Consider the following 12,612-nt stretch of genomic DNA (forward strand, 5'->3'; position numbering starts at 1 on the left):
TTTCCTGCCCGAATTCATTTCCTTTCAACCATATATCATTTATTCATTCCCATCTATTATAGCAAAAAGCACACAAAAACCCCACCCATATAGGAGGAGTTTTTCATTATTTTTAAGAATGGCTGAGCTTCTCTTTAAACAGACTTTTTTGACTGTCGGCACCTACTGACAGGTTTCCAGCAGCGAGTCTGTTTTGGGACAAGGCTCTTTGCTTTAGTTCAATTGGTCAAAAATGGCTGCAAAGTCCGTTTTTATCGCATCAAAGCTGACCGTCAGCTCTTCGCGCGTCCTATTATTTTTAATAGTCACCTGACCGGTTTCAACTTCACTTTCACCGAGCGTAATAACTGTTTTCGCCTTAAAAGCATCCGCTGACTTAAACTGAGCCTTAATCTTACGGCCAAGATAATCACGCTCCGCAGCAAAACCTTGCTCACGAAGTGCTTGGACAAGCTCCAAGGCTTTAGCATTAACACTGCTTCCAAGAACAGCTACATACACATCTAAGCTGTCATCAAGCGGTAGCTTAATGCCTTGTTTTTCGAGAACCAAAAGCAAACGTTCCAAGCCAAGTCCAAAGCCAAAACCAGCTGTTGCAGGACCGCCAAAATATTCAACCAAGCCATCATAGCGGCCGCCCGCACAGATGGTCAGCTCAGATCTATCAACGGTCGTAATAAATTCAAAAATCGTATGGTTATAGTAATCCAGTCCGCGCACCATGTTGGTATCAATAACATACGGAATCCCCAGCGCTTCAAGCATCTCCCGCACTGCCGCGAAGTGCTCCTGCGATTCCTCATCCAGGTAATCCAGAATGGAAGGAGCATTTTCAACAGCGACTTTATCTTCTTTTTCCTTAGAATCCAGCACGCGCAGCGGATTTTCTTCCAAACGGCGCTGTGAATCCTTAGAAAGATTGTCTTTCATCGGGGTCAGATAATCAATCAAGGCCTGCCGGTAGGCCTTGCGGCTCTCGCTATTACCCAGACTGTTAAGGTGCAAAACAACATCCTTAATCCCCAGCTCAGCAAACAGCTGATAAGCCATGGCAATGGTTTCCACATCAGTGGCCGGATTACTAGAACCAAAACACTCTACACCAATCTGGTGAAATTCCCGCAGACGCCCAGCCTGAGGCCGTTCATAGCGGAACATAGAGCCAATATAAAATACTTTGACTGGTTTTTGAACTTCTGGTGCAAACAACTTATTTTCCACATAAGAACGCACAACCGGAGCAGTGCCTTCCGGACGAAGGGTGATGTGACGATCCCCCTTATCGTGGAAATCATACATTTCTTTGGTGACGATGTCAGTCGTATCACCGACAGAGCGGCTGATGACTTCATAGTGCTCAAACATCGGTGTCCTAATCTCACCATAGTGATACTTCTTAAAGGTTTCACGCGCAAAATTCTCCACATACTGCCATTTAGCAGTTTCTTTAGGTAAAATATCCTGCGTTCCCTTAGGTTTTTGAAGTTTCATATTTTATGATACAAAAGGCAGCAAGCCTCAGCCAAAATAGAAAAGCGACAGAAAATCCTGATTTCCCAGACACCTTATCTTTTTTGCCCAGCGCTCAGTCTGTGTTTAATTCCAACACAAAGGCTTTTCGCCTCTTGTCCTTCCTTTCTATACAGATAAAATTCTTATCTATTTTACCATTTTTTAAGCTATTTTTGGAAGATAGCAGAGCTTTTTTCTAAAAAATCTGTCAAGTAACTTTACTTTACAAAAATCTTTTGATATACTGTTAAAGTTGACGCAAGTCATATTAACCCAAAAAATGAATACGGGCTAAAGAGCCCTTTATATCTTACGGAGGAAAGAAAAAATGGCAGTACCTGCACGTCGCACGTCAAAAGCGAAAAAGAACAAACGCCGCACACATTACAATTTGACAGCTCCAACTGTGAAATTTGATGAAACTACTGGAGATTACTCACGTTCTCACCGTGTATCCCTCAAAGGATACTACAAAGGACGTAAAATCGCCAAAGCTAAGGCTGCGGAATAATTAGAAGGGAGATACCATGCGCGTAAATATTACACTTGAACACAAAGAATCTGGTGAACGCTTGTACCTTACTTCAAAAAACAAACGCAACACTCCAGACCGTCTGCAACTGAAAAAATATTCACCAAAATTGCGTAAACACGTCGTGTTTACTGAAGTTAAGTAGACATTCAATACACGTCAGTTGAGACGAAAACCTTGATTTTATGCGATTTTTGAAATTCTAAATTTCAGTAGATTGCAGTAAAAATCAACCGAATGACTACATTTTTGACTACATTTTTTGTGAAATAAATTTAGAAGTTCGGATATTCAAAAGCGCCCTGAATAAAAATCTAGGGCGCTTTTCATTTCAAAAAATCTTAATGTTAAAATATATTATACCTCAATTTGATTTTCCAAGTATAAATTTGTATAATGCCAATGAGGTTTAAAATGTATAATATCAACAACATAATTAAAGAAAACACAGAATTAATAACGTTGCTAGAAATTATTAATTCCTTAAAGCTTAAAGACTGTTGGCTTTGTGCAGGAACTATACGAAATTACATTTGGGATTACTTAAGTAATAAAAATAGTTTTACAAGTATTAATCTTTCAGATATAGATGTAATCTTTTTTGACGAAAATATATCATATGAACAAACTATTGCAATTGAGGATAAAATAAAGAAACAATATCCTCAATATAATTGGGAAATAAAAAATCAATACTATATGAACATCCATAGTCCAAATACTGAAAAATATACTAGCTCAAAAGATGCCGTTTCAAAATTTCCAGAAAAATGTACAGCGATAGCTGCTAGACTAGATAATAATCAGGATTTAGAGTTATTCACTCCTTATGGAATAGAAGATTTAATTAACTTTAAAATCTCACCGACACCACATTACTCTTCTGACAAAAAGCGACAAATAGTTTATAACGAAAGAATAAAAAAGAAAAATTGGATAAACGTCTGGCCAAACCTTTCTATAGAGCTATTATAATATAATTAAAACGGCTTCTTAGTATTCCTTTAGTCAAGTGAAGGATTGGGTTCTGTCTTGCACAGGACTCAGTCCTTTTAATTTTCTCTTGACCTAGAGTTAACTCTAGAAATTATAATGAAGCTATCTTAAAAAGGAGGAACTTAATAATGACAGCCAAACTTAATCAATACGTTTGCATCACCGGCGCTAGTTCCGGCATAGGACGAGCGTCCGCCAAAGCTTTCGCTCATCTCGGATTCCATCTCATTTTGGCAGCCAGACGAAAAGAATCACTGGAGGAGCTGAAGCAAGAAATTCTGCACACTTATCCCGACCTGGATATTGTTGTCAAAAGCGTTGACCTAGGTATCTCAGATAACGTCTATCAATTATACGAAGACTTAAGGAATTATCACATCTCTGTTTGGATTAATAATGCGGGCTTTGGCAACTATGATAGTGTTGCCGACCAAGACCTCACGAAAATTTCTGCTATGATTCATCTAAATATTGAAGCCTTAACAATCTTATCAACTTTATATGTTAGAGATTATCAGGATATTGAAGGCAGTCAGCTGATCAATATATCATCTCGCGGCGGCTATATGCTGGTCAATAACGCCGTGAGCTATTGTGCTGCAAAATTTTATGTCAGTGCCTTCACCGAAGGACTGGCCCTAGAGATGAAAAACCAGCACCGTAAACTGCGGGCAAAGGTGCTTGCTCCGGCAGCAACCAAGACCGAATTTGGCAGGGTAGCGACTGACTCTAGTCAATACGATTACGACCGAGAGTTTAAACAATACCATACTGCTCAAGAGATGGCTGATTTCCTCATTCAACTCTACAAGAGTGATGAGGTGGTTGGCTTAGTTGATGTAACAGATTTCAGCTTCCACCTGAGCCCGCCGCTGTTTAAGCATTAAAATGAATTATTTTTAAAGGGAGTGGGAAAGAACCCAAAAATTGAAAATTTTGGTTCTCACCACTCCCTAGTTTCAAGGTGGTGACCTGAAACGGTCTCTCCCCAGACCGTTTCACTCCCACCCCCGCACAGTTGGCTAGGTTTTCCGCTTTAGCCTTGTGGCAAAAGGAAAACCAGCCAGCAGTGGTTCATTGGTGCTAAAGCACCTAATGAACTGTGCAGGGGTAAGACTAAGTTGGCGTAGCCAACAAGTCTTACTCCCAACCACTGCACCAAGAGTTTATTCCAAAACAGGAATACTGGACGAGTTTTTGCCCTGCCTCTTCTTTGTATTATACCGCCGGTTCAATCGGCAGGTTCATGCCCTTCCAGCCTTCAAAGGCTCCTGCAAGCTCATAGGCTTTGAAACCAGCCTTATAAAGAGTCAGTAAGGCCTGTTTGCCCAGAATTGTGCCGCCGTTCCAATCATAGACCACATAGGTTTTACTTTTATCAAGATCGGCCAAGTGTTTGTGCAGATCTTTGGCTGGTATAGCCCTTGCTCCCTTGATTTGCTCTTTCTTCATTTGCGCCGGAGCATTGCGGATATCAAGAACGACATAGTCGTTCTTTCCGCTCTTCATAGCTTCTAAGACTGTAAAGTGGTTAATATAAAGTTCTAAGTACATTTCTAAAAATTCAATCTTATCCATCTTATTTTTCTCCCATTTCATTTGCGATGCTGTCAAGCACTTCTTTTTGCCAATCAGCCAGATTAGCAATGACACCTTGCTCTATTTGGTGCATTTCTTGCCACATTTTAGCCACTAACGTTTTACCTTCATTTGTTAAGACGATTAGGTTTTGCCGTCTATCCTTAGGATTTTGTTGGCGTTTCACAAATCCTTTTGATTCCAGCATATCAATCAGCTGCCCAACCGTGGTCCTATCAATGGACATCAGTTCCCCGATTTTTATTTGCGTAATAGAATCATTGTTACTAAGCGTGACCAAAACACCGTACCCCCTCGAATCGATACCATACATCGAGAGAGATTTGGAAAACTGTTTATCCATCTTCTGAGCGACTTTACTAAGGGTATAGCCCCATGATTGTTCTAATTTCAAATCATCACCTCTTTCGATTATCAGTTATACTGATTATATATTTTATGCAATGGTTTGTCAACTATTAGAAAGAACATTTTAACAGCTTTACCTTTTAAAATTTTCCTTGCTTGCTCAGATAAATCTTTGACAAAAATACTGATAAATTGTACTCTTAAGATAGTTATACATCAAGTTTTTTTGATATGAGGTGATTGCAATCGGTCAGTATACACGTGATGCTCAAATTTTCAAGGCACTTGCGGATGAGAAGCGCCTGCAGGTATTGGATTATTTACAGCAGGGAGAAACCTGTGCCTGTGTCTTGATTGAAGCTTTAGATATTCCCCAGTCGGCACTTTCTTACCATATGAAAATTTTATGTCAGTCTGGTCTTGTCACCAGCAGGCAGGAGGGAAAATGGAAACATTACAGCATCAGCAGTCTGGGCGCTAGCTATGTCATAGAGCGCCTCGGGCAATTAACCGCTGCTGACAGCAGTCATGCTAAAACCTGCCATTGCCAGCGAAAGTCATCGTAAGCATGACTTTTATTTAAACCTAATATATCAAATTTTTTTGATCTATTATCTGTAAAACGTGAACGGAGGCCCAATGATGTGGTCATTTATCCAAGATCAGATCCTCGGTATGAAATGGCTGAACAGCCTTGTTGGCAAAATCCTGTCATCACTCGGCCTTGACTTAGAGTCAAGACTGGGAGGGAGTTTACAATTTTTTATTTATGATGTCATCAAGATCACCATTCTTTTATGTGTCCTGATTTTTATTATTTCCTATATTCAAAGCTACTTTCCGCCAGAGCGCAGCCGAAAGATTTTAAGCCGCTTTGACGGTCTGACAGCAAATATTATCTCTGCCCTGCTGGGAACGGTAACCCCCTTTTGCTCCTGCTCCTCCATTCCTCTTTTCATGGGATTTTCAAGTGCCGGTCTGCCGGTCGGTGTGACCTTTTCCTTTTTAATTTCATCACCGATGGTTGATTTGGGGAGCTTAATTTTGCTGATGAGTATTTTTGGCGGTAAAATCGCTGTTATCTATGTTATTTTGGGCTTAGTAATTGCTGTTGTTGGCGGATCTATTATTGAAAAACTGGGGATGGAAAAATACGTTGAGGATTTCGTCAAAAATGCTCAGGCTATTCATTTAGAGGCAGAAAGCTTAGCATGGTCTGACAGGCTGTCTTTTGCTAAAGAACAGGTTGCCGACACCTTTAAGAAAGTCTTTCCTTATATTCTGGCTGGTGTTGGCATTGGGGCTCTTATCCACAATTGGATACCGGAACATTGGGTCACTCAGGTGCTCGGCAGCCACAATCCTTTAAGCGTTATCCTTGCAACACTGATTGGTATTCCCATGTACGCGGATATTTTCGGCTCTATTCCGATTGCTGAAGCCCTGCTGAGTAAAGGTGCTCAGCTGGGAACGGTATTATCTTTTATGATGGCTGTCACCACTTTAAGTCTGCCATCGCTCATCATGTTAAAAAAGGCTGTCAAGCCTCAGCTCTTAGCCGTTTTTATCCTGATTTGCACTGTCGGTATCATTTTAGTAGGGTATGCTTTTAATATCCTGCAGGCATTTATATTTTAGGAGGTATTAGGATGTCACTATTTGGAAAAAAAGAAAGTCAAAGTCTTAACAAGACTGCCCCTGCAGGAAGCGATTCTGTTGTTTTTAAGGTGCTGGGGTCCGGCTGTAAGAAATGCCAAACTTTAGAAGCTAATGTCAAGCAAGCTTGTGAGGAAACTGCGCTCAAAGCTGTTGTCGAACATGTCAAAGATTTCAGCCAAATTGCTAGCTATGGGGTTATGTCTACACCGGCTCTTGTTCTAAACGAAGAAGTCGTTTCTGCTGGTAAGGTCTTGTCTGCCGAGGACGTGAAGGCCATTATTCGGGAGAAATTATCATGATTTCAAAGCCCAAGGTTGCCTTTGTCTGCGTGCACAATTCCTGCAGAAGCCAGATGACCGAAACCCTGTTCCATTATTCAGATATTTTTGAGGCCTATTCAGCAGGGATACAGACAAAATTAAAACAGCTTAGGTAAAATTTATCTAGAGCTGTTTTTTGTTGTTAATGTCCCCTTCTAACTGGCTAATACGAGGCTTTATTTAATCCCTAGAAATCTGCTAATAAACCGCAAGAGCAGCACAAACCAAGTCAAGAAAACAGGCAAGGCGCATGCTTTTTCGACACTTATTTCTCTCCTGCTTTCTCTAGCAGACTAACTAAATCATAAGTCTCCTCGATGAATTGTTCACGGCTATAATTTTTTTGTGATAAAAACCACTCAATCATGGCAATAAGTCCAGCAATTCGGATGTGGATGGTAAAATCTTTTGAGTTGCCAATTTCCTCAGAAAAGACGCTATCGTTCTCTGTTAAAAATACTTTGAGTACTTTGCGTATCGAACGAATGGCAAAGGGATAATTCGTTTCATTGAATAAGCGTTTGAAAAAGATGGTATTTTCCTGAAGATAATCATAAAGCTTACCCAAACTAACAAGAAATACATCTTGCTGGCTAAGGGATTGTATCAAGTCAATATCACTGACAATTGGCAGCAGACTTAGCAGATAAGCATCTAAAAGGGCATACTTATCCTCAAAATGTAAATAAAAGGTTGAACGATTGATGTCAGCTAGGTTGCTAATATCATTGATGGTTATTTCGGTAAAATCTTTTTCTAAAAGTAAGTTTGCAAATGCTTCATATATAGACTTTTGTGTTCGTTTGAAGCGACGATCTTGTTTATTCATTGGTGACTTTCTAGACAATATTAAATATGTGTTGATTATACAACAAATAGGGATTTTTGCCCATTGTTTCCTCGTTTTCATCTGATAAACTGAAAGCATTAAGAAACTGGAGGAAAAACGATGAAACGTATTATCTTTATGGGAGTTCCCGCATTTGGTCACACCAATCCGACCTTATTTGTGGTCCAAAAATTAGTTGAAAACGGACATCAGGTTCGCTACTATACCGTCTCAAATTTCAAAGAAAGCTTAGAAAAACTTGGTGCTGAGGTGATTTGCTACGATGAGAAAATGGCTTATATGACGGTTGAACATGTCAATCAGCCCACTCACAATCAAAAAAATCATTTTTCCGCCCTTTTAGCCATCGTTTCAGAAGCTATTGAAGATATCCGAAATACCTATCTTGAAGAGATTAGAGTTTGGCAGCCTGATGTTATTGTCGGTGACTCCCTTGCCCTGTGGGCCTCGGTTATTGCTGATAACCTAGATGTTCCATACGTTTCCTACAATACGCATTTCGCTTTTAACGAATATACACCGACCATGTTAAGCGATTCTTCTTTCAAAGACAACTTTAAAATGCTTTTACACTTGCCTGAAATGATGGCAAATTACCATAAAATAAAAAGGCTTGGCTATCCAAGCAAGCACGTCACTGATCTCGCTTTAACCAGAACCGACTGTCCTGTTATTGTAACAACATCACAAAATTTTCAGCCTGCTGGTGCTAGCTTTTGCGAAACGATTCACTTTGTCGGACCGGTTATTCGAGAAAGCACCGCAGTTTGGAAGAAGTCTAATCGCCCGCTTGTTTATATTTCATTGGGGACTGTTAATAACCAAGCGAGCGACTTCTATCGTCACTGTTTTACAGCTTTAGGGAATAAGGAGTTCGACGTCCTCTTATCTGTTGGGGCCAAAACAGATATAAACTCATTAGGACAGATTCCTCAAAATTTCCAAGTCGCTCATTCGTTTGATCAAATAGCTGTGCTAAAGTCAGCTGATGTTTTCCTCACTCATTGCGGCTTAAACAGTACTAGCGAGGCACTCTATTACGAGGTTCCCCTCCTTGTTTTTCCGCAAACAATTGAACAAAATATGGTTGCTGAACAGGTTCTTGCAGCTGGTGCCGGTTTCAAACTTGAAAGCTACGCCCCTACGGCCATAGCTCAAGGCATTGAGGAAGTCCTTTATCATGCTAATTATAAGAAACAAGCCAGCAAAGTAGCACAAGATTTTAGAGCTAGCGGTGGTGTTGAAGCCGCTATGCAAATTATTCTAAATCCCAAACAATAATGGAGTGAATAGCCTATGAGCAAGACAGACAGAACAATCAAAAATTCAGGTCAAGAAATTGTCTGCGCTAGCATCAAAAACCTACGTGATTTAGGTGGTTACAGAACCGTTGATGGAAAAACGGTCAAACACCATCTCCTTTTCAGAGGACCTGTCTTAGCAAATCTCTCTCAAGAGGCTCAAGCAAGAATAGATAGCTTACAGCTCAAACAAATTTTAGATTTAAGGTCAGAGCAGGAAGCCATGCAAATGCCCGATTATATTCCGAAAGAATGTTCTTATGTGAGACACTGTGCCAGTGTCATCAACGGAGTTGAAATCGACCTATCTCCAGAAGCATTAAAAAACAATATTTTCAAAAACCCTTGGAATTTTATCCGCTTGCTAAAAAACTCTTTCAATCAAACCAGTTATAATGACATGGTCTTTTCAAATCCAGCCTTCTATGAGCTCTTTCAATTACTAGAAAATCAACAAGTACCGCTTTACTTTCATTGTACAGCCGGAAAAGACAGAACTGGTCTGGCAGCACTTCTCATCTTATTGGCATTAGGCGTAACCAAAGAACAGGCTTTAGATGATTTCGAATTGACAAATCATTACTATGCGAAGAAGATTAAAGCAGCACAAGAAAAACATCAATTACTGTGTTGTTTTTCCAAAAAAGCAAGGCTACTTATCCAGTCAAGTGAAGGGGTAACTAGACTAGCTGCAGAACATGCTCTGCAAGCTATTTTAGACAAATACGCTTCCTTTGAAAACTACTTTTATCAAGAATTTGGTCTAGATGAAACAAGGTTGGAACAACTTAGACAAAATTATACCGCTTAACGTATTTTAAAATCATACAGCGCCTCTAAGAATAGGCAAAAAGTCCATCTTTTGAGGTGCTGTATGATTTATCCCAAAAGACTTCCTACTCCATCTAACTAGGTCATATAAAACTTTATTTAATCCCTAGAAATCTGCTAATAAACCGCAAAAACAACATAAACCAAATCAAGAGTGCAGGAATAATGATAAAGATAGTCTCAAATGGCAGTAACCAAGGATAGGCCATGACAAGCTGCGATAGTGCGACAAGTATCCCCGTAACTAAAATGAGCTTGGATTTTTTAGACAGCGAGAAACTGATGGTCACAATAAGCACAGACAGCGCTAGGGAAGCCATGTGAACTGCTGCCACCATAGATGAGATGACCAGTTTAGCAATGGTATCATCTAAAACCATATGATAGACTGGGTAAACAAGCCTTCCTGAAAATAGAGAAGTTAAAACTAAAGCCATAGCAAGGATAATGATCAAACTGCTGCCAATACTTTTAACCAGTAGGCATTTGACATAGGCCAATAAGAGATGACTAGAGATGAGCAGAAAAACCGCAGAGAAGATGGCTGCTTCAGAAATAACCGCAAAGGCTGTGCCATGTTTTTCTACCCATAATACGAGTTCAGAAGAGGTTGATAAATCTTGCGTTATGGACATCAGAAAGTAATAAATGACTGAAATGAATAAAGCAAAGCCCCAAAGCGAGCAAAATAGCAAGTATTTTTCTATTTTTCCCTTGTTTTTCATTTCGCCTTTCCCTCCATGATATGCTCTATCAAAACAAGTTCATTTCACAAAGCACTCACTATTTCAAACCATTAAACTTTTCTGTTTTCAGCTGCTTTATGTCAATCCCCTTATCCGCAAGAAACTTTTTCATAGCCTCAACATCATCAGGCTGACCAGCTAAGAGATAGGTGGCTTTGTTGCCGTACTTATCTACTGCTTTCTTCAAGCTTTCTTTACTTTGGGAAAGGCTGGCGCTGCTGTCGTAGGTCAGCTTGCTGTCTTGTTGATCCAGCCGATACAATTCTTTATCAAAGACCGTCACTCCCTTATCCAAATGGTTGAGGATAAGGTCACGTTTACCGACCCACTCTTTAACGATTGGCCTCATCGCTGCAATACCAACATCAGAGGCAAAGCAGACAAACGGTGAATCATCATTTTGAATCTTTAAGGTGGACTCCAGCCAACTCACCTCAACCTTGCTGCCAACTGGCAAACTGGTCAAGGTTTTCTTAAAAGTACTGCTGCTATTATGCGTCAGAATGAGAATCTCATTGTCATCAGGATTGGAAGCAATAGTCAGCCAGCGACTCTTTTGAGCGCTTTCTTTGACTTCAGGTAAAGTAATCTTAGCGTAAGAACCAGCTTTCCAAGTCATATTCTTGGGTTTCGTCAGATGAATGAAATAAAGATCGCTGCTGGGATTTTCAATGGATTTGACAGTCAGAGTTTGACTGCGGCCCAAGTAGCTAATCACTCCCCAAGTTATCAGACAGCCAAGAAGTCCCACTGCAAGAATTGATAGAATAATCGTTAACATTTCAGAAGGTCCTTTCTTCATTTATTTTCTCCTTATTATTGCCAAAATTTAAGCGATAGCCAAGCCGCCAAAGCAAGGACAGGAACAAAACCAATTACCTTAATGATTAAGTCCGTATCCGGCAGGCTGTAAATATAAAGCATGGTAGCTGCTGCCGCCAGCCAAATCCCTAAAACTTTGCAAATTGCAGGCAAGTCCGCAATCATGCAAAGCCCGATAGCTACGAGCAGCAAACCGCCTGTCACAAAAGACATAAAGTCAGGGCTTGAAAAATTGATTGGCTGTAAAGTCGCTCCCCAAATCACCACCAAAAGCCCAATCACAGCCAAGGCTGCTCCAAAAATACCTAGTCCATTCATTTCTTTGCCTCCATTTTTAGTCATGATTTTTTCTCCTTTTATTTTAAATTTGAGTAACCTCTAAAACCTGTTTGCTTAGGACTTTTCGACTGAATGAACAAAAATATTTATTCATTCAGTCGCTTTTAAAAAAATAAAGAATTCCTATTCTTTATTTAAAAAGTCCTTTGACAAAATAAGTAGCCAAAATTTCAATGGTCTGACTGACATTAGAAAAATCCTTTTCAGTGATATGAGTGTCCATATAGTAGAAAAGCTGATAAACCTGCAGCACCTCTTGGATTTTCTCTTGAGAATAGCCTTCTGCCAGCATGCGATTAGTAAAGGTTTCCACTAAAAACTGATGAAAGGGATTATCAGACTTGCCTTTTTCTGAAGCATAATAGCTGTGCAGCTCATCAGAGATGGCGGGATTATACCATTCTGTCAGAATCTTATTGGATGAAATAAGGCTGCGCGACTGCCCAAAAATCTGACCAATGAGTTCAACCGCGTCTCCTTCCCAATCAATCTCATCCATCATAGCTTGGCGCACGCGGTTATTCTCATCAATATAAACATCCAGAAAAATAGCTTCCTTGCTGTCATAGTAATTATAGAAAGTCCCAGCTGCCACTCCGGCTTTTTTAGTAATTTCAGAAATGCCTGTAGCCTTGTAGCCTTTTTTCGAAAAGATCTCACAGGCAGCTGTCTTTAAGGCTTGTTTTTTGTTTGTCAACATCAACACCATCCTTCTTAGCAATATGAATGAATTTTAACTTCTATTCATTCATATTTT

General features: G+C 39.9%; 17 protein-coding genes and 1 pseudogene. 10 read left to right on the forward strand and 8 right to left on the reverse strand.

The genetic code is table 11. The features are described 5' to 3' along the window. Positions 1–213: 213 nt before the first annotated feature. Positions 214–1,491 (reverse strand): histidine--tRNA ligase, encoded by a 1,278-nt coding sequence (gene hisS / locus SCSH_RS06795; protein WP_057491140.1) that lies wholly within the window; start codon positions 1,489–1,491, stop codon positions 214–216. A 349-nt stretch (positions 1,492–1,840) separates the two neighbouring features. Between hisS and rpmF the strand changes: the two genes are divergently transcribed. From rpmF to SCSH_RS06815, 4 genes are all read left to right on the forward strand, one after another. Next, positions 1,841–2,023, forward strand: coding sequence for a 50S ribosomal protein L32 (gene rpmF, locus SCSH_RS06800; protein ID WP_003079131.1), 183 nt, complete (start codon positions 1,841–1,843; stop codon positions 2,021–2,023). Between the two features lie 16 nt (positions 2,024–2,039). Further along, on the forward strand, positions 2,040–2,189 hold the full coding sequence (gene rpmG / locus SCSH_RS06805) for a 50S ribosomal protein L33 (protein WP_001265622.1): 150 nt from the start codon (positions 2,040–2,042) through the stop codon (positions 2,187–2,189). A gap of 269 nt (positions 2,190–2,458) precedes the next feature. After that, the gene (locus tag SCSH_RS06810) at positions 2,459–3,019 is read left to right on the forward strand and encodes a nucleotidyltransferase family protein (RefSeq protein ID WP_057491141.1); all 561 of its coding nucleotides are present in this window, start codon (positions 2,459–2,461) and stop codon (positions 3,017–3,019) included. A 146-nt stretch (positions 3,020–3,165) separates the two neighbouring features. Next, the gene (locus SCSH_RS06815; protein WP_193743691.1) at positions 3,166–3,927 is read left to right on the forward strand and encodes an SDR family NAD(P)-dependent oxidoreductase; all 762 of its coding nucleotides are present in this window, start codon (positions 3,166–3,168) and stop codon (positions 3,925–3,927) included. A 331-nt stretch (positions 3,928–4,258) separates the two neighbouring features. On the opposite strand, the gene SCSH_RS06820 is transcribed toward SCSH_RS06815, so the two are convergent. Next, complete coding sequence (locus SCSH_RS06820) at positions 4,259–4,618, reverse strand: rhodanese-like domain-containing protein (RefSeq protein ID WP_057491143.1); 360 nt, start codon at positions 4,616–4,618, stop codon at positions 4,259–4,261. A gap of 1 nt (position 4,619) precedes the next feature. Then, positions 4,620–5,033, reverse strand: a complete 414-nt coding sequence (locus SCSH_RS06825; protein ID WP_057491144.1) for a MarR family winged helix-turn-helix transcriptional regulator — start codon at positions 5,031–5,033, stop codon at positions 4,620–4,622. A gap of 190 nt (positions 5,034–5,223) precedes the next feature. On the opposite strand from SCSH_RS06825, the gene SCSH_RS06830 reads away from it, so the two are divergent. The 4 genes and pseudogenes from SCSH_RS06830 to SCSH_RS10920 all read left to right on the forward strand — a co-directional run. Then, a complete protein-coding gene (locus SCSH_RS06830; protein WP_027974919.1) occupies positions 5,224–5,553 on the forward strand; it encodes an ArsR/SmtB family transcription factor in 330 nt (109 codons plus the stop codon). A gap of 76 nt (positions 5,554–5,629) precedes the next feature. Continuing rightward, a complete protein-coding gene (locus SCSH_RS06835; RefSeq protein WP_057491145.1) occupies positions 5,630–6,625 on the forward strand; it encodes a permease in 996 nt (331 codons plus the stop codon). 11 nt (positions 6,626–6,636) lie between these two features. Beyond that, positions 6,637–6,945, forward strand: a complete 309-nt coding sequence (locus SCSH_RS06840; RefSeq protein WP_057491146.1) for a thioredoxin family protein — start codon at positions 6,637–6,639, stop codon at positions 6,943–6,945. Then, positions 6,945–7,064, forward strand: a pseudogene (locus SCSH_RS10920) (arsenate reductase/protein-tyrosine-phosphatase family protein); the annotation flags it as partial. The gene SCSH_RS06840 and the pseudogene SCSH_RS10920, both read left to right, overlap by 1 nt. Before the next feature lie 167 nt (positions 7,065–7,231). On the opposite strand, the gene SCSH_RS06845 reads toward SCSH_RS10920, so the two are convergent. Continuing rightward, the gene (locus tag SCSH_RS06845) at positions 7,232–7,795 is read right to left on the reverse strand and encodes a TetR/AcrR family transcriptional regulator (RefSeq protein ID WP_057491147.1); all 564 of its coding nucleotides are present in this window, start codon (positions 7,793–7,795) and stop codon (positions 7,232–7,234) included. 120 nt (positions 7,796–7,915) lie between these two features. Here SCSH_RS06845 and SCSH_RS06850 point away from each other — a divergent pair, with 120 nt between their 5' ends. Continuing rightward, positions 7,916–9,097, forward strand: a complete 1,182-nt coding sequence (locus SCSH_RS06850; RefSeq protein WP_057491148.1) for a macrolide family glycosyltransferase — start codon at positions 7,916–7,918, stop codon at positions 9,095–9,097. Between the two features lie 15 nt (positions 9,098–9,112). Next, positions 9,113–9,928 carry a tyrosine-protein phosphatase gene (locus tag SCSH_RS06855; RefSeq protein ID WP_057491149.1) on the forward strand — a complete coding sequence of 272 codons (816 nt, stop codon included), beginning with the start codon at positions 9,113–9,115 and terminating at the stop codon, positions 9,926–9,928. 115 nt (positions 9,929–10,043) lie between these two features. On the opposite strand, the gene SCSH_RS06860 is transcribed toward SCSH_RS06855, so the two are convergent. The 4 genes from SCSH_RS06860 to SCSH_RS06875 all read right to left on the reverse strand — a co-directional run bounded on the left by SCSH_RS06860 (position 10,044) and on the right by SCSH_RS06875 (position 12,555). Beyond that, on the reverse strand, positions 10,044–10,673 hold the full coding sequence (locus tag SCSH_RS06860) for a hypothetical protein (protein ID WP_057491150.1): 630 nt from the start codon (positions 10,671–10,673) through the stop codon (positions 10,044–10,046). Between the two features lie 58 nt (positions 10,674–10,731). Further along, positions 10,732–11,496: a ferredoxin reductase domain-containing protein gene (locus SCSH_RS06865; protein WP_027974926.1), complete on the reverse strand. Its 765-nt coding sequence runs from the start codon at positions 11,494–11,496 to the stop codon at positions 10,732–10,734. A 14-nt stretch (positions 11,497–11,510) separates the two neighbouring features. After that, entirely contained in the window at positions 11,511–11,834 is a 324-nt protein-coding gene (locus SCSH_RS06870; RefSeq protein ID WP_027974927.1) for a hypothetical protein, read from the reverse strand. A gap of 151 nt (positions 11,835–11,985) precedes the next feature. After that, positions 11,986–12,555, reverse strand: a complete 570-nt coding sequence (locus SCSH_RS06875) for a TetR/AcrR family transcriptional regulator (protein WP_003090013.1) — start codon at positions 12,553–12,555, stop codon at positions 11,986–11,988. Positions 12,556–12,612: the final 57 nt, after the last annotated feature.

The sequence above is a fragment of the Streptococcus orisasini genome (assembly GCF_001431045.1).
In the GTDB taxonomy this organism is placed as follows: domain Bacteria; phylum Bacillota; class Bacilli; order Lactobacillales; family Streptococcaceae; genus Streptococcus; species Streptococcus orisasini.